20 protein-coding genes are annotated in these 21,839 nt (G+C 58.9%); 11 read left to right on the plus strand and 9 right to left on the minus strand.

Annotated elements, in window-relative coordinates:
- The first annotated feature begins 134 nt into the window (after positions 1-134).
- Positions 135-2,402: a methyl-accepting chemotaxis protein gene (locus CRP02_RS22350; RefSeq protein ID WP_097172319.1), complete on the plus strand. Its 2,268-nt coding sequence runs from the start codon at positions 135-137 to the stop codon at positions 2,400-2,402.
- A gap of 143 nt (positions 2,403-2,545) precedes the next feature.
- Here the strand turns inward: CRP02_RS22350 and adh are convergent, their stop codons facing one another.
- The 3 genes from adh to CRP02_RS22365 form a co-directional block, all read right to left on the minus strand.
- Positions 2,546-4,063, minus strand: a complete 1,518-nt coding sequence (adh, locus tag CRP02_RS22355; protein ID WP_003513477.1) for an aldehyde dehydrogenase — start codon at positions 4,061-4,063, stop codon at positions 2,546-2,548.
- Between the two features lie 173 nt (positions 4,064-4,236).
- Positions 4,237-5,196 carry a helix-turn-helix domain-containing protein gene (locus tag CRP02_RS22360; protein WP_097172886.1) on the minus strand — a complete coding sequence of 320 codons (960 nt, stop codon included), beginning with the start codon at positions 5,194-5,196 and terminating at the stop codon, positions 4,237-4,239.
- Between the two features lie 107 nt (positions 5,197-5,303).
- Positions 5,304-7,388 carry a putative bifunctional diguanylate cyclase/phosphodiesterase gene (locus CRP02_RS22365; RefSeq protein ID WP_097172887.1) on the minus strand — a complete coding sequence of 695 codons (2,085 nt, stop codon included), beginning with the start codon at positions 7,386-7,388 and terminating at the stop codon, positions 5,304-5,306.
- Positions 7,389-7,688: 300 nt separating this feature from the next.
- On the opposite strand from CRP02_RS22365, the gene CRP02_RS22370 reads away from it, so the two are divergent.
- The 5 genes from CRP02_RS22370 (at position 7,689) to CRP02_RS22390 (ending at position 12,992) form a co-directional block, all read left to right on the plus strand.
- Positions 7,689-8,294: a 50S ribosomal protein L25/general stress protein Ctc gene (locus CRP02_RS22370; RefSeq protein WP_097100653.1), complete on the plus strand. Its 606-nt coding sequence runs from the start codon at positions 7,689-7,691 to the stop codon at positions 8,292-8,294.
- 305 nt (positions 8,295-8,599) lie between these two features.
- On the plus strand, positions 8,600-10,984 hold the full coding sequence (locus CRP02_RS22375) for a bifunctional diguanylate cyclase/phosphodiesterase (protein ID WP_097172320.1): 2,385 nt from the start codon (positions 8,600-8,602) through the stop codon (positions 10,982-10,984).
- A gap of 16 nt (positions 10,985-11,000) precedes the next feature.
- Complete coding sequence (locus tag CRP02_RS22380; RefSeq protein ID WP_097100655.1) at positions 11,001-11,714, plus strand: substrate-binding periplasmic protein; 714 nt, start codon at positions 11,001-11,003, stop codon at positions 11,712-11,714.
- Positions 11,715-11,816: 102 nt separating this feature from the next.
- Positions 11,817-12,533, plus strand: coding sequence for an aminoacyl-tRNA hydrolase (gene pth, locus CRP02_RS22385; protein WP_097172321.1), 717 nt, complete (start codon positions 11,817-11,819; stop codon positions 12,531-12,533).
- Between the two features lie 6 nt (positions 12,534-12,539).
- On the plus strand, positions 12,540-12,992 hold the full coding sequence (locus CRP02_RS22390; protein WP_097172322.1) for a GNAT family N-acetyltransferase: 453 nt from the start codon (positions 12,540-12,542) through the stop codon (positions 12,990-12,992).
- 3 nt (positions 12,993-12,995) lie between these two features.
- On the opposite strand, the gene clpS is transcribed toward CRP02_RS22390, so the two are convergent.
- Positions 12,996-13,307, minus strand: coding sequence for an ATP-dependent Clp protease adapter ClpS (gene clpS, locus CRP02_RS22395; protein ID WP_003513495.1), 312 nt, complete (start codon positions 13,305-13,307; stop codon positions 12,996-12,998).
- Positions 13,308-13,560: 253 nt separating this feature from the next.
- Here clpS and ychF point away from each other — a divergent pair, with 253 nt between their 5' ends.
- The 4 genes from ychF (at position 13,561) to CRP02_RS22415 (ending at position 16,626) form a co-directional block, all read left to right on the plus strand.
- A complete protein-coding gene (gene ychF, locus CRP02_RS22400) occupies positions 13,561-14,664 on the plus strand; it encodes a redox-regulated ATPase YchF (protein WP_003513497.1) in 1,104 nt (367 codons plus the stop codon).
- 325 nt (positions 14,665-14,989) lie between these two features.
- Positions 14,990-15,463, plus strand: a complete 474-nt coding sequence (locus CRP02_RS22405) for a MaoC family dehydratase (RefSeq protein ID WP_097100658.1) — start codon at positions 14,990-14,992, stop codon at positions 15,461-15,463.
- Complete coding sequence (locus tag CRP02_RS22410; RefSeq protein ID WP_097172323.1) at positions 15,460-15,927, plus strand: MaoC family dehydratase; 468 nt, start codon at positions 15,460-15,462, stop codon at positions 15,925-15,927. The genes CRP02_RS22405 and CRP02_RS22410 overlap by 4 nt, the downstream gene beginning before the upstream one ends.
- A 63-nt stretch (positions 15,928-15,990) precedes the next feature.
- On the plus strand, positions 15,991-16,626 hold the full coding sequence (locus CRP02_RS22415) for a class I SAM-dependent methyltransferase (RefSeq protein ID WP_097172324.1): 636 nt from the start codon (positions 15,991-15,993) through the stop codon (positions 16,624-16,626).
- 13 nt (positions 16,627-16,639) lie between these two features.
- On the opposite strand, the gene CRP02_RS22420 is transcribed toward CRP02_RS22415, so the two are convergent.
- The 5 genes from CRP02_RS22420 to petA form a co-directional block, all read right to left on the minus strand.
- A complete protein-coding gene (locus tag CRP02_RS22420) occupies positions 16,640-17,182 on the minus strand; it encodes an adenine phosphoribosyltransferase (RefSeq protein WP_097172325.1) in 543 nt (180 codons plus the stop codon).
- 97 nt (positions 17,183-17,279) lie between these two features.
- Positions 17,280-17,666, minus strand: coding sequence for a GFA family protein (locus CRP02_RS22425; RefSeq protein ID WP_097172326.1), 387 nt, complete (start codon positions 17,664-17,666; stop codon positions 17,280-17,282).
- A gap of 79 nt (positions 17,667-17,745) precedes the next feature.
- Positions 17,746-18,654 carry a cytochrome c1 gene (locus CRP02_RS22430; RefSeq protein WP_097100662.1) on the minus strand — a complete coding sequence of 303 codons (909 nt, stop codon included), beginning with the start codon at positions 18,652-18,654 and terminating at the stop codon, positions 17,746-17,748.
- A gap of 22 nt (positions 18,655-18,676) precedes the next feature.
- On the minus strand, positions 18,677-19,999 hold the full coding sequence (locus CRP02_RS22435) for a cytochrome b (protein ID WP_097172327.1): 1,323 nt from the start codon (positions 19,997-19,999) through the stop codon (positions 18,677-18,679).
- Between the two features lie 14 nt (positions 20,000-20,013).
- Positions 20,014-20,592, minus strand: coding sequence for a ubiquinol-cytochrome c reductase iron-sulfur subunit (gene petA / locus CRP02_RS22440; RefSeq protein ID WP_003513514.1), 579 nt, complete (start codon positions 20,590-20,592; stop codon positions 20,014-20,016).
- 310 nt (positions 20,593-20,902) lie between these two features.
- Between petA and CRP02_RS22450 the strand changes: the two genes are divergently transcribed.
- Positions 20,903-21,835, plus strand: coding sequence for an endonuclease/exonuclease/phosphatase family protein (locus CRP02_RS22450; RefSeq protein ID WP_097172329.1), 933 nt, complete (start codon positions 20,903-20,905; stop codon positions 21,833-21,835).
- Positions 21,836-21,839 lie beyond the last annotated feature (4 nt).

Raw genomic sequence — 21,839 nt, forward strand, 5'->3', positions numbered from 1 at the left:
AGAATGGCCGGCCAGGGCCTTCGATTTTTTCACGGTATGCGGGAAATAATCATACAATTCCCCACCACGCTTAACGCGACCGTAAACAATTGTTGCGACGGTACCGCAACGTTCTTTTGGGGGGAGGAAACAGGATGCCGGGTGCAAATCCGACTGCTGTCAAAGCTAAATCATTGTCAATCAAGGCCAAATTCGCAGCGCTCGTCACGGGCGCGACGCTGGTTTCGTGCCTGGCCGTTGGGCTGCTGTCATACGAAACGGGCAAGTCCGGCCTGATCGACGCCAGCAAGATCAGGCTCGAGACGGTTGCGGGAAACCAATCCAAGCAGCTTGATGCCTATACGCTGCGCGTCGAACAAAGCATTTCCGAGCTGTCGCAGAACGCTGCGATCGCTCAGGCGCTGGAAACCATGACCACGGTCGTACCGACGGAAAAGGATGCGATTATCCAGGCATTCCGCCGCGAGGGCGTATCCGAGGAGGAGCGCGCCTCCTTCAACGGTGAAGGTTTGCGGCTGCTCTATGCCATTCGCCATGCCACGATCAACGCGGCCATTGCCAGCGTCTGGCGCAACACCCGGGTCAGCGACATCTACGTCATCGACAAGGCAGGCCTCATTATCTATTCCGTGACCAAGGGCAAGAACTTCCTGACCAATGTGACGGAACCGCAAAACAGCGCGATCAAGGAATTGTTCGATCGCATCGAGGCCGGAAAGGACGGTGTCATCAGCACAACCGGGTTCAGCGATGGCAGCACCAATGACTCGGCCCTGATCGGCATGCCGCTCGCGGTCTCGAACTGGGGCCAGTTGCAGCGCAAGGGCGCCGTCATCATGCGCATTTCCGCAGACCGTATCGGTGCGGTGGTAACACCTGAGGAAACCGGCAAGTCCATCGACGACGCCGTTCTTCTGAGCGCTGACGGCAAACTTCGCGCGGGCGTGCTCTCCGGTGGGGCTGGTGTCGCCGTTTCAGAAAGTCTCGCGGCACTTACAGGTGCCAGCGAAGCCGGAACGGTTATGGCGAAGACCCCAGCGGGCAGCATCTTCTACGCCTATCGTCCGGTCTCCGTTTTCGGACAGAAGCATCTTCTGGCCATCGGCCAGCAGGAGAGCAAGGTGCTGGCGGCGGCCAATGATCTCGCCTTCTGGGCAACGCTTGCGACACTTGCGGTGCTTGCCGTCATGACACTCATCGGCATTTTCGTTTCCGCCAGCCTGACCAAGCCGCTGACCGGCCTTGCCGGGTTGATGGAACGTCTGAACGGCGGTGACAATAATATTGAGATCAAGGCCGTTTCCCGTGGCGACGAAATCGGCACCATGGCGCGCGCACTGGAATCCTTCCGCCAGGGCATTCTGGACAAGCAGCGCATGGAAACCGAGTCCCATCGCAAGAGCGAGGAACTGGACGAGGAACGTGCCCAGCGTGAGATGGAAAAGGCAAGAAGTGCAAAGGAGCTGGAAGAAGCCGTCGATGCGCTTGCAACCGGCCTTGCCAATCTTGCTGCGGGCAGGCTCGATCTTCGCATTGAAAAACCCTTCGTGCCGTCGCTCGACCATCTGCGCGTCGATTTCAACAACTCCATAGCGGGGCTGGATGCGACGATCTCCAGCATCGGCGAAAGCGCCAATGCCATCCGCTCCGGCTCCGGGGAGCTGAAAAGCGCATCGGAAGATCTGTCGCGGCGCACGGAACGCCAGGCGGCCGCCCTTGAAGAAGCAGCCGCCGCACTTGGTGACATGACGCAGGCCGTCAACATTTCCCTCTCCCGCTGCGACGTCGCAGTCGGAACGACGGCGGAAACCATGCAGGACGCCCATAAATCCACCGCTGTCGTCAAAGAAGCAATCGTCGCCATGGAGCGTATCGAGACGTCGTCGTCCAAGATCCGCCAGATCATCGACGTCATCGACCAGATCGCCTTCCAGACCAATCTTCTGGCGCTGAACGCCGGGGTTGAGGCCGCCCGCGCCGGTGAGGCCGGAAAGGGTTTTGCGGTCGTGGCACAGGAAGTACGGGAACTCGCGCAGAAATCGGCGGCTGCCGCACGGGATATCACGACGCTCATCGCCACCTCTGCGGGCGATGTGGAAAGCGGCGTGGCACTGGTGCTGAAAACCGGAGAAAGCCTCGAGCAGATCCAGAAACGCATCCAGTCGGTCAACGATCAGATCGGTGAAATCGCCACAGCATCGCGCGAACAATCCGGTCGCCTCGGCGAAATCAACGCCTCCGTCAACGAACTCGACCATGTGACGCAGCAGAACGCGGCGATGGTGGAAGAAACGACGGCTGCGGCCTTCTCGCTCGCAAGCGAAGCTGATGGCCTGACCGAACAGGTGGGCCAGTTCTCCGTAGGCGCCACCCGAAACCGCGACCAGCGTTACGCGGCATAGTCCGCAGTAAAAAAAGGCCGGAGGCAAAACCTCCGGCCTTTTATTTTGCTGAACTTCATCCGGGTTCCCAGGGACCGAAGCCCCTGGGAACTCGCCGGCGGCCGGAAATCAAGACGATCCGTCGCCGGCTTCCGGGGAGGAACTCAGAAGAAGCCAACCTTGTTCGGGCTGTAGGATACGAGCAGGTTCTTGGTCTGCTGGTAGTGATCGAGCATCATCTTGTGGGTCTCGCGACCGATGCCGGACTGCTTGTAACCGCCAAAGGCGGCACCGGCCGGATAGACGTGGTAGCAATTGGTCCACACGCGGCCCGCTTCGATGCCACGGCCAGCGCGATAGGCGATATTGGTATCGCGGCTCCAGACGCCAGCGCCAAGACCGTAAACCGTGTCATTGGCGATTTCGAGCGCTTCTTCCACCGTCTTGAAGGTGGTGACCGAAACGACAGGACCGAAGATTTCCTCCTGGAAAACCCGCATCTTGTTGTTGCCTTCGAAGACCGTCGGCTGAATATAGTAGCCGTCCTTAAGATCGCCCGTGAGCGTCTTGCGGTCACCGCCGGTCAGAACCTTTGCGCCTTCCTTCTTGCCGATATCCAGATAGCGCATGATCTTGTCGAACTGTTCCTGCGAGGCCTGCGCACCCAGCATGGTCGACGGATTGAGCGGGTCGTCCTGGCTGATGGCCTGAACGCGCTTGATCGCCTTTTCCATAAAGCGGTCGTAGATCGATTCATGCACCAGCGCACGCGACGGGCATGTGCAGACTTCGCCCTGGTTAAGCGCGAAGAAGGCGAAACCTTCAAGCGCTTTGTCAAGGAAGGCGTCGTCTTCATTCATCACATCGGCAAAGAAGATGTTCGGCGACTTGCCGCCCAGTTCCAGCGTGATGTTGGTGACATTGTCGGCCGCATAACGCATGATTTCCTTGCCGACCGGGGTGGAGCCGGTGAAGGCGATCTTGGCGATGCGCTTGCTCTGCGCCAGCGGCTTGCCCGCTTCAACACCAGTACCGTTGACGATGTTGAGCACGCCCGGCGGCAGCAGGTCTTCGATAAGCTCCATCACCACCAGAATAGAAGCAGGCGTCTGTTCCGCCGGCTTCAGTACCACGCAGTTGCCGGCGGCGAGTGCCGGTGCAAGTTTCCATGCGGCCATCAGGATCGGGAAGTTCCACGGAATAATCTGGCCGACGACACCGAGAGGCTCATGGAAATGATAAGCGACCGTGTCATTGTCGATTTCACCGATCGTGCCTTCCTGCGCGCGGATGCAGCCCGCGAAATAGCGGAAATGGTCGATCGTCAGCGGAATATCCGCATTGGTGGTCTCGCGTAGCGGCTTGCCGTTATCCCAGGTTTCGGCCCGTGCGATGAGATCCAGATTGTCCTCAATGCGCTGGGCGATCTTGAGCAGGATGTTGGAACGTTCGGTAACGCTCGTCTTGCCCCACTTCTCCCGCGCCTGGTGGGCGGCATCCAGTGCGAGTTCGATATCGGCCGCATCGGAGCGCGGAACCTCACAAATCTTGTGACCCGTTACCGGCGACAGATTGTCCATGTAGCGGCCGGATTTCGGCTCCACCCATTTGCCGCCGATGAAATTTCCGTATTTCAGCTTGAAGGGCGCTTCGCCAGCTTTGTGCTGAACCTGAATATTCATGATTTCATCCTCCCTGATGAAAACGATCCGCGACGGACCGCATGACAGGAAGGTGGGCCTAGATGATCGTTGCGGGTAGTGGCACCGCGCGGTTCCGCAGCGCACATTGTCTCACATCTGCGACAAACCCGCTCCGATCCCGCTGAATTGAGCGGGTATCGTCTCGGGTAGCCTCAATGCACGTCGAATTTCTTCATCTTGCGATGAAGCGTGGCGCGGCTGATGCCGAGCAGGAACGCGGCCTGCGTGACATTGCCATTGGTGCGCGACAGAACCCTGCGCAAAGCCGAACGTTCCGCCTCCTCGAGATCGGAACCGCCATCGTGACGCTGTTCCTGCAAGACATCGGCGGCGGGCAGCCCCTGCGCAATGCGATGGTCATCGAGCTTCAGCGCAAGCCGCGCCGCGCGCGTCGCCCCAAGCACGAGATCGTCCTGATCGACGGCAAGCAACGAAAGTGCCGGACTGAAACCCGTAGGCACCACGACGATGCGCGCGCCGGGAAAGGCCCGGCGGAAGAGATTGCCCTCGATGCGCTGCGCCGCATCCCGCACCGCCTGCGTGACGAAAGAAAACGTCATTTCGTTGATGTCGTCGCGGCACGTGGAAATATCGAGAGCGCCCGTCACCCGGCCGGTATGGTCGCGGATCGGGGCCGTGGTGCAGCAGAGTTCCGTGTTCGATGTGAAGAAATGCTGGTCGCGATAGACCACCACCGAACGTTCGTCGGCAAGTGCCGTTCCAATACCGTTGGTTCCGACGCTCGCTTCGCTCCAGACGGCGCCGGACCAGAGACCGAGCGCCCGGAAATCACGATCGTCGCCGGCAGCACCCCGGCGCTCCAGCGCGACGCCTTGGGCGTCGGTCAAAAGCAGGCAGCAGCCGGATTTGCCGACACTGTGAAAAATGCGGTCGAGTTCATCCGTGCTTTCGGCAATCAGGCCCGCCGCACTTTCGCGTGCGCGGCGGAATTCGACGTCGGTGAGAAAGATTGGCTTGCGGTTTTCCTCCGGCGCAAGACGGTGCGTGACCATGCAGCGGCGCCATGAGGCGATGATCGGAGAACTTGCGGCTGCAGAACGTTGGCGCGCTGTTTCATACACGCGGTCCGCATGGGCGATGTCTGTCGGCATTCGCTCCTCCCAAAGCTTTTCGGCAATGGTGCGCTGGAAGCGTTCACGTTTCAACTAAAAACTTTGCGACCCGCATCCGTCAGCGCAACCGCGGGCTGCGCCTGATATCATACCGCCTTGAAATAGCGTTGGCCGGTGGTGGTGACCTCCGGCTCGTCCTCCGTCGAGAGGAACGTGTCGTCGACGAGATTGGCGATTGAGGTCAAGGGACCGGGCCTGCCGAAGAAGAAGCCCTGCACCTGCAGGCAGCCTTCGCGGCGCAGGAACTCGATATGGGCCTTGGTCTCGACACCTTCCGCAAGCACCGGAATATTGAGGCTATGCGCCAGAATGAGCGTGGAGCGAACGATCGCCTCCGACTGCACATTGGTCGACAGGCCATCGATAAAGGCCCGGTCGATCTTGATCTTGTCGAAGGGAAAGCTCTGCAGGGTCGACAGGGAGGAATAGCCCGTGCCGTAATCGTCCATGGCGATCTTGACGCCGAGCGCCTTGAGTTTTCGGATCGTGATCAGCGCGTGGCGGTGGTCGGCGATGATGCTGCCTTCGGTGATTTCAAGCTCAAGCCTCTCCGGTGCAAGCGCCGTCTCCCGAAGAATCTTCTCGACTTTCTCGGGGAAATCATTGTCCGCAAGCTGCTGCGGGGCGACATTGACGGCGATGGAAAGCGATTTTTTCCAAAGGGCAGCCTGCGCGCAGGCTTCGCGCAGAACCCATTCGCCCAATTCGACGATAAAGCCGGTCTGCTCCGCGATCGGAATGAATTCGACGGGCGAGATCATACCGCGTTCCGGATGTTTCCAGCGCAACAGCGCCTCGAAACCGACGATGCTGCCGCTCTTGGTATCATTCTGCTGCTGGTAATAAAGCTCGAACTCGCTGTTGGCGAGACCGCTGCGCATGGCCACGGCAAGCGCGTTGCGTTCGCGTGCGGCTTCATCCATGGACTTGTCGTAAAAGCAGATCGTGTCGGAAGTCCCGCCTTTTGCCCGATACATGGCGACATCGGCCTGGGCCATCAGCGTGTCGGCGTCGATGGCGCTGGTATTGCGCACCGATATGCCCACACTTGCGCCGACCGAAAATGTCTGCCCGTTCCATTCAACCGGCCTGCTGATCTGCTCGATCAGCCGCTGGGCGAATTCTGCACCATCAGCGCGGGTATAATAGGAATGGGTCATCGCCACGAATTCATCCCCGCCCATACGCGCCAGAAACTCCCCGGCTTTCAGAACGGAACTTGCGCGGTCGGCAATGGCGCGCAGCACGGCATCGCCCGCCGCATGGCCGTGAACGTCGTTGATTTCCTTGAAGCGGTTGAGATCGATGGACAAAAGCGCCGTGTGTGCGCCCATGGAGAGATGGCGCGTGCGGCGGTTGAGATGTTCGATAAATGCCGCGCGGTTCGGAATGCCCGTCAGCGGATCGTGCAGCGAAAGATGACGATAGCGGGCGACCGCCTGCTGCGTGGACTGGGCGTCGATGACATAGGTGGAAAGCCCGAGCGCCAGCAGGAGAAGCGTCACGGCGATGGCGCCTCCACCCATGATGGCGGGCGGCAGCAGACTTTCCGAAATGACGATGCGCGGATCGAACTCGAACAACATCGAAGCCATGCCGGTGTAATGCATGGAGGCGATGGCCAGGATGAGGAACGCAACCGAGCTATATTGGCAAAACCGGTTGACCGGGCGCGCGATGCGATTGACCGCGAGCGCGCCGAATACAGCCCCGAGCACCAGCGAAGCGATGACGTAGGTCTGGTTCCAGAAAATCATGCCCTGGATCTGATAGGCAGCCATGCCGGTATAATGCATGGCCGTGATACCGAGACCGACTGTCGCACCACCCGCTTCCACTAGGGCTGTGCGTCCGCCATAGGCGGAAATGGCAAAGCCGGTTGTCGTTGTGGCAATGGCGATGAGAAGCGAAAGCCCGGTCAGATAGGGATCGTAACCCACCTCCCCGGCAGCGACATAACCCAGCATCGCCACGAAATGGGTGGTCCATATCGCCGAACCACCATTGACACCAGCCAGAAACAGCCAGTTGACCTTTTGCCAACCCCTCGCCTGACGCGCCCTCGAGAATAGACGCATCGTGACGAAGCTTCCCAGCATGCAGACGAGGACCGCTGCTGTGGTGTATCGGAAGTCATGATCGACGGTAAGGCACTGGAGAACTTTAAGCATTGTCATCTACGCAATTGGAATTCCAGGCAGCCTTATCACTTGCCAAGTTTGCAGCCGGTTTATATGAATGGATAAGCATATATTAAAAGTTGCAATGCACGAGTGAATTAGAAAAATCTAATAAAATCACAGCTTAGCATCCGTGGAAAACGGCCGCTCTTGTCTTTGTCTTCCGTTTGTATTATAGCGCCCGCACCCGTGTAGACACCCTTGGAGGCAACGCGGGCGAGATGGCTTTTAGCCTCTCCAGTTCAGCGCCCGCGGGCATGAACTCTCCATATAACCTCGAAAGGAATTGCCATGAGCAAAGAATCGTATGAGCTCAAGGCCGAGGCGCGCGAACGAGTTGGTAAGGGGTCCTCTCGTGAACTTCGCCGCAACGGTTTGATTCCCGCTGTCATCTATGGTGACAAGCAGGCCCCCATTTCCATCGCTCTGTCGACCAACGAAGTAACCAAGCGTATCCACGCTGGCGGCTTCATGACGACTGTTGCGGTAATCGACGTCGACGGCAAGAAGATCAAGGTCCTGCCGAAGGACTACCAGCTTGATCCGGTCCGCGACTTCACCATGCACGTCGACTTCCTGCGCGTTTCGGGCAACACGCTCGTCAACGTTGAAGTTCCGGTTCACTTCGAAAACGAAGAAAAGTCGGACATCAAGATCGGCGGCGTTCTGAACATCGTTCGCCACACGGTGGAATTCCACTGCCCGGCCAACGACATTCCGGAATTCATCACGGTTGATCTCTCCGGTCTGAAGATCGGCGACAGCGTTCACATTTCGAATGTGAAGCTGCCGAAGAACATCACGCCTGTAATCGCTGACCGTGACTTCACGATCGCAACGATCGTTGCTCCGGCTGGCGGCGTTGCTGAAGAAGAAGCCGGCGAAGCTTCTGAATAATAATCTGCGGCCATAAGGTCAGATAGATTTGAGCTAAAAGGCCCGTTCCGTTTTCGGAACGGGCCTTTTAGTTTTTATGAACTTTAAAAGCAAAAACCTCTCGCCGCGTGCAGGATGCCGGACCCGTTTCAGCGTGAATTAACAATTCCATGAAACGATGCCCATTGCGTTATCGTGAAAACACCGGACGGGTTGAAGAAATACAGTGGGGATACAAGGCCGTTGCCGAAAACCTCAAGGATGTCTCTCCGGACGGGGCGGAAACGGGGCGCAGTTATCTGGGGTAGAGGGTACTGCAATAGAACATGGCTCATTCCGTCGAAAGTCGCTTTATCGCGATTGTTTCCGGTGCACTTCTCACAGTGGTCGCCCCGCTTTTCACCCTTTTGCTGACCCTCTCCTATCACGAGGCTATCCGTAGCCAGCGCAATCACCTTGAGATTCTGCTGTCAACCAATGCGCAGGCGCTTGCCCGCCCGCTATGGGATCTCGACGACGACACCATAAATCAGATTACCGGCACCCTCGTTTCCGACCCCGTGATCCGCATGGTCGAGGTCAAGGATACCTCTGGCCAGCTGGACATCATCCAGACGGCTGGCAGCGACATCATTCAGGATGCGGCCTCCACGACCCGCGAAGTGACCTACAAAACCACAAACGGTGTCGTCACCGTCGGGCAACTGACAGTCTATTACGACGATATCGGTCTTCTGACCTCTCTCAGCCGCACCGAACTGGCGTTCATCACAATTTTCATTCTCGCCATTCTCACCACCGTTCTTGCGGCCATCGCCGGCAACCGCTTCATGGTCATCCGCCCGCTGATGCGGCTGGCGGCAGCGATAGAAGCGACACGCCGCGTCGGCTCCCGCCACCATGTCGACTGGCGCTCGAAGGACGAGATCGGCAGGCTGGCAAAAAGCTTCAACGAAATGCAGACCCAGCTTGAAAAGGAAGAGCTGGAAATCAAGCATGCCCATGAGCGGAAGACGGAAATCTACAACCGCACGCCCGCCATGCTGTTCTCGCTTGACAGATACGACCGGATTGCCGCGGTCAGCGACTATTGGGTGCAGGCGACCGGTTATGATCGGGCCAGAATACTCGGCCTGAATTTCGCCGACCTCATCCACCCGGATGACCGGTCCTTTTTCCTGCAGCGCAAGGCGGTGCAACATTCGCCCGACGCCGCACAGGCGGGTATCACGGTGCGTTTTCATTGCATGGATGGCAGCGTTATGGACGCGCTCATCCTTGAAAAAGCCCTTGATTCCGGTAACGCACATCAGGGCACATATCTCTGCGTCATGACTGACGTGACGGAGCTGCGCCAGTCGGAAAAGCGCAACCGCCAGCAGGCTATTTCCGACCATTTGACCGGCCTCTTCAATCGCCAGGGTTTCGAGGCCATTCTCGACGTGCAGATCCGTGACGCCGACAGGAACGGCAGCGAACTGGCATGCCTTTTCATAGACCTCGACCGGTTCAAGGCCATCAACGACAATCTCGGCCATGCGGCGGGCGATGCGGTCCTGCGGGAATTCACGCTGAAAATCGAACCCCTGCTGACACCGCTGGACAGCGCATCGCGTCTGGGCGGCGACGAATTCGCCATTCTGCTTGCGGGCGACAAGGTGGAGGAGCGCGCCCAGCTGTTCTGCGAGCGGATTTGCACCATGCTGGACACACCCTTCGAGATCGAAGGCAACAGCATCCGTCTCAGCGCCAGCATCGGCATGGCGATCTACCCGCTGCATGCCGCAAGCGCGTCCGAACTTTTGCAGAATGCCGACATGGCCATGTATACCCGCAAGAGAACGGGCAAGAACGGCTCGCAGATCTTCGACAGCTCGATCATGGACCGCGCCCGCGAACATGCGGAACTGGAAAGGGATATCGCGCAGGCGCTTTCCGACAATTGGTTCGAGGCTTATTTCCAGCCGATTCAAGATCTTGCAACCGGCCAGACGGCGGGTTTCGAGGCACTGTTGCGTCTCAACCATCCGGAAAAGGGATTGCTTTCTCCCGCCACGATCATCAGCCTTGCGGAAGAAAACGGCACCATCCATCGCATCGGCAATGTCATCCTCGACCAGTCAATCGCCAATCTGGCCAGACTGTCTCACCTGCCCGGCATGGAGCAATCCTATGTGGCGGTGAATTTTTCGCCGCTGCAGTTCGAACCGGGATTGCCGACCCGTATCGCCGGCGTCCTTCATCGCTACGGCATTCTTCCCAAACGGCTGATTATCGAGATAACCGAGGCGGTCATCATGAAGGACGATCCGCAAATCCGGGCGATCCTCAATGCCATTCACCAGCTGGGCTGCCGCATCGCGCTGGACGATTTCGGCACGGGTTACTCGTCGCTGAGCTATCTCAGCCGCTTTCCGGTCGACATCGTCAAGATCGATCAGTCCTTCACGCGCTCGATCTGCGACGACACGGTGGAGATAAGGCAGCGCAGCCGCATGCTGGTCGAGGGTATCGCCGCAATCTCACACAAGATGAATTGCTCCGTCATCGCCGAAGGCGTCGAGACGGAAGAGCAGAAGGAGCTTCTGACAGTGATAGGCGCGGATTACGGACAGGGCTATTATTTTGCGCGACCGCAGCCCATCGAACGGCTGATCGCCGCATTGAATGCGGATAACGGCGCAGACCGCGCCGCAGCGCGCCAAGCGTAAGCGGGTGGGAGCAGCCATGGGATTGATCCGCTTTTGTCTGATCTTTCTTGCTCTTGCCGGCCCGGCCAGCGCAGCCAAGCTTTTCCTGACCACCGAGGTTTACCCACCTTATAATCTGCAAAACGACGACGGCAGCGTGGCGGGCGTTTATATCGACCAGCTCAAGATCGTGCTTGAGGATACCGGCACGGATTACGAGGTCGCCGTCATGCCCTGGGCGCGGGCAATCGCATTGGCCACTACCCAGGCCATGCATTGCGTCTTTGCCACGGCGCGAACGTCCGAACGGGAAAAACTATTCAAATGGGTCTCGCCGATCCATAGCGACCGCAACATCCTCGTGGCGCGCCAGAATGCGGATATCAACGTCTCCAGTCTGGAAGACGCCAGGAAATACCGGGTCGGCACCCAGCGTGGCGACTACACCGAGGTCCTTCTTGGCAACCTCGGTTTCGAGCATGTGGATGTCGGCGCTGATTTCCAGATCACGCTTCACAAGCTGAAAGCAGGCCGCATCGACCTGATGCCCATGTCGGAAAGCACCTTCAAAAGCCAACCCCCAGGCACGTTCAGGGAAGTGATAACGCTGGCGCGGCAACAGCTGGGTCTTGCCTGCAACAAAAGCGTTCCTGACGAGGTCATTGCAAAATTGCAGGCGCGGCTGGACAGGCTGATCGCTGATGGAACGCAACAGCGCATATTCGACCGCTACAAACTCGTCAGCCCTTGAGCGCCCGCTCGCCACATCCAAAAAATCCATAAAAAGATTGACAGCCGGAACATTTCGGGGTGGTGACAACAGCATCGTCAGGCAAAAACGCGGACATGCCCCATGAAGATCATCGCAGGCCTTGGTAACCCCGGCGCCCAATATGCGGGAAACCGTCACAACATCGGCTTCATGGCCGTGGACGCGCTGCAGCGCCTGCCTTCCTTCTCGCCCTGGGCGCGGAAATTCAAGGCGGAGATTTCCGAAGGCGAAATCGGCGGTGAGAAGGTTCTGCTGATGAAGCCCCTCACCTACATGAACCTGTCGGGTGAATCCGTCGGCGAGGCCATGCGTTTCTTCAAGCTTGCACCGGCAGACATTATCGTCATCCATGATGAACTCGATTTGCTTGCAGGCCGCGCGCGCATCAAGACGGGCGGCGGCCATGGCGGCCACAACGGCCTGAAATCGATCGACGCCCATTGCGGCAAGGAATACCGTCGCCTGCGCCTCGGCATCGGCCATCCCGGCGACAAGGAACGAGTGCATGGCCACGTTCTCGGTGATTTCGCCAAGACCGACCGGGTCTGGCTCGATCCGCTGCTGGACGCCATTGCCGACAACGCCGCCATGCTGGTGAAATCAGAGGATTCGCAGCTGATGAACAAGCTGGCGCTTGCCACCGGCAGCAAGCCGGAAACGGAAAAACCGGCCAAGGCGGCCAAGCCCGCCGCGCAATCCCACATCTATCAGGCGCGCAACAACGCCCAACCGAAAAAACTGCCGGAAACCGGGCCGATGGCGGAGATGCTGAAGCGGATGTTTGGTAAGAAGGATTGAGCGCAGATGTCTTCAGAGACCATGAGCCTTCGCGAAGCTGGCCCGGACGATCTGCCGAAACTGCTCGAACTTTACCAGGCGCTGAACCCTTCAGACCCGCAACTGACGGCGCAAGAGGCAAGCACGGTTTTCGCCGCCATGCTCGGCCAACCCGGCCTCACCGTGTTCTTCGCCATGGAAGACCAGGAACCCGTTGCAACCGCCACGCTTCTCGTCATCCCCAACCTGACGCGCGCTGCCCGTCCCTATGCCTTCATCGAAAATGTGGTGACGCTGGAAACCCGTCGCAGCCGGGGATATGGCCGCGCAGTCGTGCGCCACGCCATCGAGACCGCGTTTGCCGCAAATTGCTACAAGGTGATGCTGCTGACCGGCCGGCAGCGTCCTGAGGTGCATGCCTTCTACGAAAGCTGCGGCTTCATTCAGAACAAGACGGGTTTCCAGATCCGGCGGGATTGAACATCACTCCTCCGGCTCGGTGGTGAACATCAGCGGAAATCCGGCCTCCTTGCCAAGATCGTTCGCCTCCTTGGCCTTGGTCTCGGCAATGTCGCGCTCGCAGACAACGACGACCGCGCTTCCGAAGCGATGCGCCGTCATCATCACCCGGTGGCCGGTGTCCTCGCCCATGTGGAAGACGACCTTCAATACCAGGGTGACGAAGTCGCGCGGCGTATAGTCGTCATTCAGCAGAATGACCTTGTAGAGCTTCGGCCGCTCCAGCTTCGGTTTGACTTTCGGTTTCGGTTTGAGATCAACAGGACTGTCACTCATCATTGTCGTCCGTGATTGTCACTCAATTGTAGCCCAGGGGGAAAATCCCCGTTGATGACGAAAGATCGGTTGCTCGACCGGCGCATATTGCGCCGCAACCGCAGCATCGACAACCCCGGCCCCGCACTCGCCCAAAATTCCGCGCCATTCGCGGGGCTTTGCCCGCCCAAATCGGCCCCCGGGCTTGACCTTGCCCTGCCGTTTCCGCAAAAGGCTCCTCAACGAATTCTTTCAAACGGACAGGTTTCAAGCCATGGGCTTCAAATGCGGTATCGTCGGGCTGCCGAATGTCGGCAAGTCCACCCTCTTCAACGCGCTGACGAAAACGGCGGCCGCGCAGGCCGCCAACTATCCCTTCTGCACCATCGAGCCCAACACCGGCGAGGTTGCCGTGCCGGACCCCCGCATGCAGCAGCTCGCGGCCATTGCCGGATCGAAGGAAATCATTCCGACCCGCATTTCCTTCGTGGACATTGCCGGCCTGGTGCGCGGCGCATCGAAGGGTGAAGGTCTTGGCAACAAGTTCCTCGCCAATATCCGCGAAGTCGATGCCGTCGTGCATGTGCTGCGCTGCTTCGAGGACGACGACATCACCCATGTGGAAGGCCGCATCAATCCGGTTGGCGATGCCGACACGATCGAGACGGAACTGATGCTCGCCGACCTCGAAAGCCTGGAACGCCGCGTCGAGCAGACACGCAAGCGCGCCACCAGCAAGGACAAGGAATCCTTGGCCCAACTGCCGGTAATGGAAGCCGTAATTGCCCTGCTCAACGACGGAAAACCAGCACGTCTGCTTTTGAAGACACTGGCGGACGAGGAAATCGAAATCCTCAAGGGCCTCAATCTCCTGACGTCGCACCCGGTGCTTTATGTCTGCAACGTCTCGGAAGCCGACGCATCCACCGGCAACGAGCACACCGCGGCTGTCGCGGAAATGGCAAAGCAACAGGGCGCCGAATGCGTGATCATCTCGGCGGCGATCGAGGCCGAAGTCGCGCAGCTTCCGGCCGATGAAGCCGAGGAATTCCTCTCGGCGCTGGGGCTTACCGAAGCCGGTCTCGACCGGTTGATCCGCGCCGGCTATCACCTGCTCGACCTCATCACCTATTTCACCGTCGGCCCGAAGGAAACGCGCGCCTGGACGATCGTGCGCGGCACCAAAGCGCCCGCTGCCGCCGGCGTCATCCATACCGATTTCGAACGCGGCTTCATCCGCGCCTTCACCATCGCCTATGACGACTACATCGCCTACAAGGGCGAAGTCGGCGCCAAGGAAGCCGGCAAGGGACGCGACGAAGGCAAGGAATATGTCGTCCAGGACGGCGACGTCATCCACTTTCGCTTTAATACCTGATCTGGTCTTGAGCGCGGCGGCGGTCAGATCGCGTCTTTTGACGCGCTGACCGAAGTGACACAGACCTTGTGGCTTATTTCTTCTCCCCGCCGGGGAGAAGGTGGCCCGGAGGATCGGATGAGGGGGCAACGCTGGCGAATCTCGCGACCCTTGCTCCTCATCCCGCTGTCGCGACCTTCTCCCCTCGGGGGGAGAAGGCGCCATGTTGAACTGGCTCTCTCAATAGCATCTCCCTACGCCGCAAACGCACTCTCGATTTGACCTTTACGTAAAGGGAAAAATCATTTTAGATGCCGGTGACATCGACTAGGCAAGGGAGGAAGCCATGGCGCCGGTCGCGACATATGCCTATGAGGATTTTTCCGTTGGACGGGAATTTCCCCTGGGACCGCAATCGATTTCTGCAGCACAAATCATCGAATTCGCCAGCGAGTTCGACCCCCAGCCCATGCACCTGTCCGAAGAGGCTGGCCGCCAGAGCATTCTCGGCGGGCTGGCGGCATCCGGCTGGCACACCTGCGCCCTGCTGATGCGAATGATGGCGGAGAGCTATATCAGCGATTCGACATCGCAGGGCAGCCCCGGCATCGATTATGTCGACTGGAAAAAGCCGGTTCTGGCTGGTGATACGCTTTCGGGAAAATCCATTGTTCTGGAACAGCGCACCTCCGGCTCACGCCCCGGCATCGGCCTCGTGAAGTTTCGCCACGAGCTTTATAACCAGCGCGGCGTTCTGGTATCGCACGGCGAAAACACCGTGATGTTCCTGATGCGTGCGGACGGAGGCCTTGCGGCATGAGACTGGCAGAACTTTCCCCGATCGGCGAACGCGTCACCCTCGACACATTGCATTTTTCCGCCGAAGACATCGTCCGTTTCGCCCGCGATTTCGATCCGCAGCCCTTTCATCTCGATGCCGAAGCCGCGAAAAACAGCGTCTTCGGCGCGCTCTGCGCTTCCGGTTGGCACACCGGCGCCGGCTGGATGAAATGTTTCCTCTCCCATTGGGGCAAGGAAGTGAAGAGGCTGAAACAACTTGGCCTCGAGCCACCGAAACTTGGCCCCTCCCCCGGCTTTCGTGAACTCAAATGGAAAAAGCCGGTTTTCGCCGGAGACGACGTTACCTATTTCGTCACCTTGCTCGATGCCCGACCGCTGGAATCAAGAGCCGGGGTTTGGCTGAACACCACCTTCAACGAGGGCGTGAACCAGTCCGGAGAAACCGTGCTGACCTTCCAGAGCGGGGTTCTGGAGTTCGAATAGCGGCTGGCCGAGATAGCCCGCGCGCGATACCCTCGGAATCGGCGTCGCGGCGGGAAGGCAAGAATGAACGATATTCTACAGGGTTATGCTGAAGCGGCAACGCCGGACCTGATTGCCAGGTTCGATGGACTGGATTGCCGAGAAATCTACGCAGCGGTCATCGATCTGTTGCCGGTCACCCCGGCCCGCGTCGCAGATGTTGGCAGCGGCACCGGTCGCGATGCCGCCTGGTTTGCCGAATGCGGCCATAATGTTCTGGCGGTAGAGCCGGTCAAGGAACTGCGTGAACCCGGAAAAAGATTGCACCTCTCGCACAAGATAACCTGGCTTGACGACTGTTTGCCCGATCTGGTGAAAGCGCGCCTCCACGGCCCGTTCGATCTGGTTACGCTGTGCGGCGTCTGGCACCATATCGATGACGAGGCACGGCAGACCGCCATGGAAAGCCTCTCGGAGATGACGGCAGCGGGCGGATTGCTGATCATGTCCCTGCGTCACGGCCCCGCACCCGAAGGCCGCCGTGCTTTTCCCATTTCACCAGCGGAAACGACGGGCAATGCAGCCCGTCTGGGGTTCACGTTGATCCGACAGGTAGAAGTTGCCTCCATTCAAGCGGGCAATCGCGCCATGGGCGTCCACTGGACATGGATCGCACTACGAAAGACCGGACAAAACACCGGCCTGTCGCAACATTCCTAACCGGAAACCGGCCTCAATGGCCTGAAAACTCCACCAGTGTCCGCACTTCGACACCGAGGTCTTCCAGCTTCCTGCGCCCGCCGAGATCGGGCAGATCGATGACGAAGCAGGCCGAAACGATTTCCGCGCCCATCTGCCGCAAGAGCTTGACCGCGCCTTCGGCGGTGCCGCCGGTCGCGATCAGGTCGTCGACAAGAATGACCTTTTCGCCCGGCTGCACGGCGTCCACATGCATTTCCATCTCGTCAACGCCGTATTCAAGGCTGTAGGCCACGCGCACGGTGGTGTGCGGCAGCTTGCCTTTCTTGCGGATAGGCACGAAACCGGCGGAAAGCTGGTGCGCCACCGCTCCGCCCAGAATGAAGCCGCGCGCTTCCATGCCGGCGATCTTGTCGATCTTCGTTCCCGCATAGGGCTGCACAAGCTCGTCCACGGCACGGCGGAAAGCGCGCGGATTGCCAAGCAGAGTCGTGATGTCCCTGAAGATGATGCCCGGCTTCGGATAGCCGGGAATGGAGCGGATGGCAGCGGAAAGCTCCGAAGCGATAACGGTCATGGTATTTCCAGTTAGATTGGGAAATGGATCAGAAGGTTCGGGCCACCCTATCAACTTGGTGGCTGCGGACCAACTAAAAAGGACCGCCCGCTCATTCCTACCCCGACATTCCCTCGATCCGCGCCCAGACCGGGCATACATCCGCGAAGGAATGCGACAGAGGCCGTAGCGCCTCATCGTTCCTGTCGTCGAAGGAACCGGAGACCAACGCAATGGTAGGCGCATCGTCGACTGCGCCGAGCGTGCTACCGCAGACCGGGCAAAAGGCCCGGCTGGAGTAATCGGAAGATCGGAAAACCGTAGGCGCGCCGCCCTCTCCCGTCCAGACCACTGCATCGCTCGCAAACTCCACCCAGGCAAGGCTGGAAGCGCCGGAATGCCGCTGGCAGATATCGCAGGAGCAGCTGTGCGGATTGCCGGGTTCACCCGTGGCCTCGAAACGGACGGAACCGCACAGGCAACCACCGCTCCGGACTTTCGCCATTTCTCATCCTCCTTCGACACATGAAAAGGCCCCCAGGGCAAGACCATGGGGGCCAATGATTGCAGGCATTTGAAGCCGGTCAATGTTCCTTGTTGGCGTAGACCGATTTCTTGGTGAGATAGATCAGCGCCGTGAAGATGAACAGGAACACCATGACCATGAAGCCGGTGCGCTTGCGTGCCTCCAGATGCGGTTCTGCGGCCCACATCAGGAAAGCGGACACGTCCTTGGAATATTGATCAACCGTCTGCGGTGCACCATCGTCATAGGTCACCTGATCGGCACTGATCGGCGGCGCCATCTTTAAGGAAGTGGCGCCAACGAAGTACGGGTTAAAGTGCGTGCCTTCCGACACCGTGTAATCCGAACCATCCGGGTTTTTTATGCCGGCCGGCGGTTCCTGATAGCCGGTCAGCAGCGCATGGATATAATCCGGCCCGCCTTCCTGATAACCACCAATGATCGGGATCATGTCGATGATGAATTGCGGGAAACCGCGCTCCACGCCGCGCGCCTTGGCAAGCAGCGACATGTCAGGCGGTGCGGCGCCACCATTGGCGGCAGCCGCCGCTTCGTGGTTCGGGAATGGCGAAGGGAAATGATCGGAAGGCACAGCCTTGCGATTAAACATTTCGCCGTCGGCGTTCGGCCCGTCCTGCACTTCATATTCCGCAGCGAAAGCCTTCACCTGCTCTTCCGAATAACCGAGATCGCCTAGTGTGCGGAAGGAAACGAGGCTCATCGAATGGCAGGCAGAGCAGACTTCCTTGTATACCTTCAGGCCACGCTGCAACTGGCCTTTGTCATATTTGCCGAAGGGACCGGCAAAAGACCAGCTCTGTTCCTCGGGCTTGATGATCGGAAAGTGATTGCCGGCGATCGCATGCTCGGTCTTGGCGGCAAGATCATGGCTCTCCTCCGCCGCAAAAGCGGCGGCGGAACAGCCGATGGCGGCGATAAGCGCGATGCTCGTGAGAAGCGTCTTCATTGTCGTCATCCTTCCTTCGCGCTCAGACTTCGGCCGCCGCTGGCGCGGCAGTCTTCTTGGCGTTCTTTTCGAGAACGGCCTCGGTAATCGAATTCGGAATACGCCGCGGCGTTTCCACCAGACCGAGTACCGGCATGATGACGAGGAAGAAACCGAAGTAATAGAACGTACCAAGCTGCGAAAAGCCGACGTAGTTGCCTTTGATATCGCCTCCGAAGAGCAGGCCAAACAGGCCGCTACCTTCCGCCGGACGCGAACCCAGCCAGCCGAGCAGGATGGCGTTGACCACGAACAGCCAGAAGAACAGCTTGTACCAGGGACGATAGACGGCGGAGCGAACCCTCGACGTATCGAGCCAGGGCAGGAAGAACAGCACGATGATCGCGCCGAACATGACGAGAACGCCACCGAGCTTGGAATCGATCGGCCCGATGTTGACGGTGACGGCGCGCAGCATCGCGTAGAACGGCAGGTAATACCACTCCGGCACGATATGCGCCGGCGTCTTCAGCGGATCCGCCATGATGTAGTTATCAGGGTGGCCGAGGAAGTTCGGCATGTAGAAGACGAACCACGCATAAGCGATGAGGAACACCGAAACGCCGAGTGCATCTTTCAGCGTCGCATAGGGCGTGAAGGGCACCGTGTCGGTCTTGCTCTTCACTTCCACGCCGGTCGGGTTGGTCTGACCGGTAACATGCAGCGCCCAGATGTGCAGGATGACGACACCAGCGATCATGAAGGGCAGCAGGTAATGGAGCGCGAAAAAGCGGTTGAGCGTCGGATTGTCCACCGCAAAGCCGCCGAGCAGGAACTGCTGGATCCACTCACCTATGCCCGGGAAAGCCGTGAAGAAGCCGGTGATAACAGTTGCACCCCAGAAGGACATCTGACCCCAGGGCAGAACGTAGCCCATGAAGCCCGTCGCCATCATCAAGAGATAGATCACACAGCCGAGAATCCAGAGGATTTCGCGCGGCGCCTTGTAGGAGCCGTAATAGAGGCCGCGGGCGATGTGCAGGTAAACCGCGATGAAGAAGAACGACGCACCGTTGGCGTGCATGTAGCGCAACAGCCAGCCGTGGTTGACGTCGCGCATGATCTTTTCGACGGAATTGAAGGCAACCGTCGTTTCAGCGGCGTAATGCATGGCAAGCACGACGCCGGTGAGGATCTGCACGATCAGCATCACAGCCAGCATCGCGCCGAATGTGTAGGCGTAGTTCAGGTTACGCGGGACAGGATAGGCAACGAAGCTGTCATAGATCATGCGCGGCAAGGGAAGCCGCGAATCGATCCACCTCTCGATGCCGGTGGACGGCTGATAACTGGAATGACCACTCATAAATATCTGTCCCCTTATCCGATCTTGATCACGGTATCGGATGTGAATGCAAATGTCGGGATGGCGAGGTTCTGCGGCGCCGGACCCTTACGTATGCGGCCCGCCGTATCGTAATGCGAGCCATGGCAGGGACAGAACCAACCGCCGAAATCGCCGGCCTGGCCGAGCGGAACGCAACCGAGATGGGTGCAGGAACCGATCATGACGATCCAGTTTTCCTTGCCCTGACCGGCGGAACGGTCAATGTCCGTCGCCTGCGCGTCGGGGGCAATGTTGGCGTTGCGCGCCACCGGATCCTTGAGATCGGCAAGAGCGACAGCATTGGCTTCGCCGATTTCCTTTTCCGTGCGGTTACGGATGAAAATCGGCTTGCCGCGCCACTTCACGGTCAGCGACATGCCCGGCTCGACCGCCGCGACATTCACCTCGATGGAGGCAAGCGCCAGCGTCGATGCGTCTGGACGCATCTGGTCGATAAAGGGCCATGCCACTGCGGCGGCACCAACTGCGCCCGTCATTCCGGTTACTAGATAAAGAAAATCGCGACGGGTCGGTTCACCCGAGGCGTCGTGATTGGTTACGTGCTCGCTCACCGCTACACCATCCTCTGCGCTGTTTTTGCCGTAAATCGCATGAGTCCTCCCGCTATGATTTGATCCAAGACAATCTCCGTCCCACCGTCTCGGTCATCCTCGCGGCGTTTGAGAAACCGCGTCATTCTGTTTGATCGCAAAATATTGACTGACTTGGCAAGAGCAAAGCACACAAAGCTGCCGTAATTCTGCCAGAAGGGGCGGATTTGTTTCTGATTTTTTCCTAAGCCCCGGCAAGCGGGCAACATTGTGCCCACCCCTGCGGCATGTTACGAGACATCAAGGGAGAGCTTGGAAAGCAGGGATTCGGATGACGGCGAAGCTCTCGTGCATGGTCTCCACGGTCGTGGCTGCCGTACTTTTCATCGCCAGCCTGCGTTATGTGACGGATTTCTGGCTTTTAGCCTTCGTCACCAGTTTCCAGCTTCACATCGCCTTCGTCTGTATCCTGCTGTCATGCCTGGTATTTTGGCTGACGCGTGACGCGATTTCCGCTTTCCTCATCATCTGGTCGCTTGCACTCGCCATCCACGCCGTCGCCATGCTCATGGAATTCTCGACAACCGCCAATGCGGCACCTGGCGCTAGACCCTTCCGGCTATTGTCCTTCAACGTATTGATGGATAACGCCGCCAATGCGGATGCGATTGCCGATACGATTCTCGAATCAGACGCGGATGCGGTCTATCTGTTCGAGGCGGCTGCGCTGGAATCTGTTCTGCCGCGCCTTCAGCAAACCTACCCCCACAGGCTCGGCTGTTATGCCGGAACGCCGACCTGTGATCTTTTGATCCTGTCGAAGCGGCCGCTGCTGGAGGGCCGTTTCCATAGCCTCAGCGATCTGCGCCGCGACCGTTTCGCCATCGCCAGCATCGATTTCGACGGCACGGAGCTGACGCTCGCCGCAGGTCACATCACCAAACCCTATTTCGACGATTATCACCGGGATGAGCTGGACGAAGTCAGCGAAATTCTCTTTCGCGTCACCGGGCCGCTCATTCTGGCCGGAGATTTCAATTCGGCCAGCATCGCTCCCGACATGCGCGACTTCCTCGCCGCCAACGACCTGAAAAAAGCGGCATGGGAACCCGCCACGTGGCCGACGAAGGCAGGTCGCTTCGGCATCGCGATTGACCATATCTTCGCCCGCGAACCGGCCACGCTCTTGAAAACCACCCGTCTGCCCGACAGCCTCGGTTCCAATCATTTCGGACTGATGGCGGATTTCATGATCGGGAAATAGCTGT

The organism is Rhizobium sp. AN5, from assembly GCF_900215255.1.
In the GTDB taxonomy this organism is placed as follows: domain Bacteria; phylum Pseudomonadota; class Alphaproteobacteria; order Rhizobiales; family Rhizobiaceae; genus Agrobacterium; species Agrobacterium tumefaciens.

Coding starts and splice junctions, on each gene's coding strand:
- CRP02_RS22350 (WP_097172319.1), top strand. CDS start 135: ATGCCGGGTGCAAATCCGACTGCTGTCAAAGCTAAATCATTGTCAATC.
- adh (WP_003513477.1), bottom strand. CDS start 4,063: ATGAATATTCAGGTTCAGCACAAAGCTGGCGAAGCGCCCTTCAAGCTG.
- CRP02_RS22360 (WP_097172886.1), bottom strand. CDS start 5,196: ATGCCGACAGACATCGCCCATGCGGACCGCGTGTATGAAACAGCGCGC.
- CRP02_RS22365 (WP_097172887.1), bottom strand. CDS start 7,388: ATGCTTAAAGTTCTCCAGTGCCTTACCGTCGATCATGACTTCCGATAC.
- CRP02_RS22370 (WP_097100653.1), top strand. CDS start 7,689: ATGAGCAAAGAATCGTATGAGCTCAAGGCCGAGGCGCGCGAACGAGTT.
- CRP02_RS22375 (WP_097172320.1), top strand. CDS start 8,600: ATGGCTCATTCCGTCGAAAGTCGCTTTATCGCGATTGTTTCCGGTGCA.
- CRP02_RS22380 (WP_097100655.1), top strand. CDS start 11,001: ATGGGATTGATCCGCTTTTGTCTGATCTTTCTTGCTCTTGCCGGCCCG.
- pth (WP_097172321.1), top strand. CDS start 11,817: ATGAAGATCATCGCAGGCCTTGGTAACCCCGGCGCCCAATATGCGGGA.
- CRP02_RS22390 (WP_097172322.1), top strand. CDS start 12,540: ATGTCTTCAGAGACCATGAGCCTTCGCGAAGCTGGCCCGGACGATCTG.
- clpS (WP_003513495.1), bottom strand. CDS start 13,307: ATGAGTGACAGTCCTGTTGATCTCAAACCGAAACCGAAAGTCAAACCG.
- ychF (WP_003513497.1), top strand. CDS start 13,561: ATGGGCTTCAAATGCGGTATCGTCGGGCTGCCGAATGTCGGCAAGTCC.
- CRP02_RS22405 (WP_097100658.1), top strand. CDS start 14,990: ATGGCGCCGGTCGCGACATATGCCTATGAGGATTTTTCCGTTGGACGG.
- CRP02_RS22410 (WP_097172323.1), top strand. CDS start 15,460: ATGAGACTGGCAGAACTTTCCCCGATCGGCGAACGCGTCACCCTCGAC.
- CRP02_RS22415 (WP_097172324.1), top strand. CDS start 15,991: ATGAACGATATTCTACAGGGTTATGCTGAAGCGGCAACGCCGGACCTG.
- CRP02_RS22420 (WP_097172325.1), bottom strand. CDS start 17,182: ATGACCGTTATCGCTTCGGAGCTTTCCGCTGCCATCCGCTCCATTCCC.
- CRP02_RS22425 (WP_097172326.1), bottom strand. CDS start 17,666: ATGGCGAAAGTCCGGAGCGGTGGTTGCCTGTGCGGTTCCGTCCGTTTC.
- CRP02_RS22430 (WP_097100662.1), bottom strand. CDS start 18,654: ATGAAGACGCTTCTCACGAGCATCGCGCTTATCGCCGCCATCGGCTGT.
- CRP02_RS22435 (WP_097172327.1), bottom strand. CDS start 19,999: ATGAGTGGTCATTCCAGTTATCAGCCGTCCACCGGCATCGAGAGGTGG.
- CRP02_RS22450 (WP_097172329.1), top strand. CDS start 20,903: ATGACGGCGAAGCTCTCGTGCATGGTCTCCACGGTCGTGGCTGCCGTA.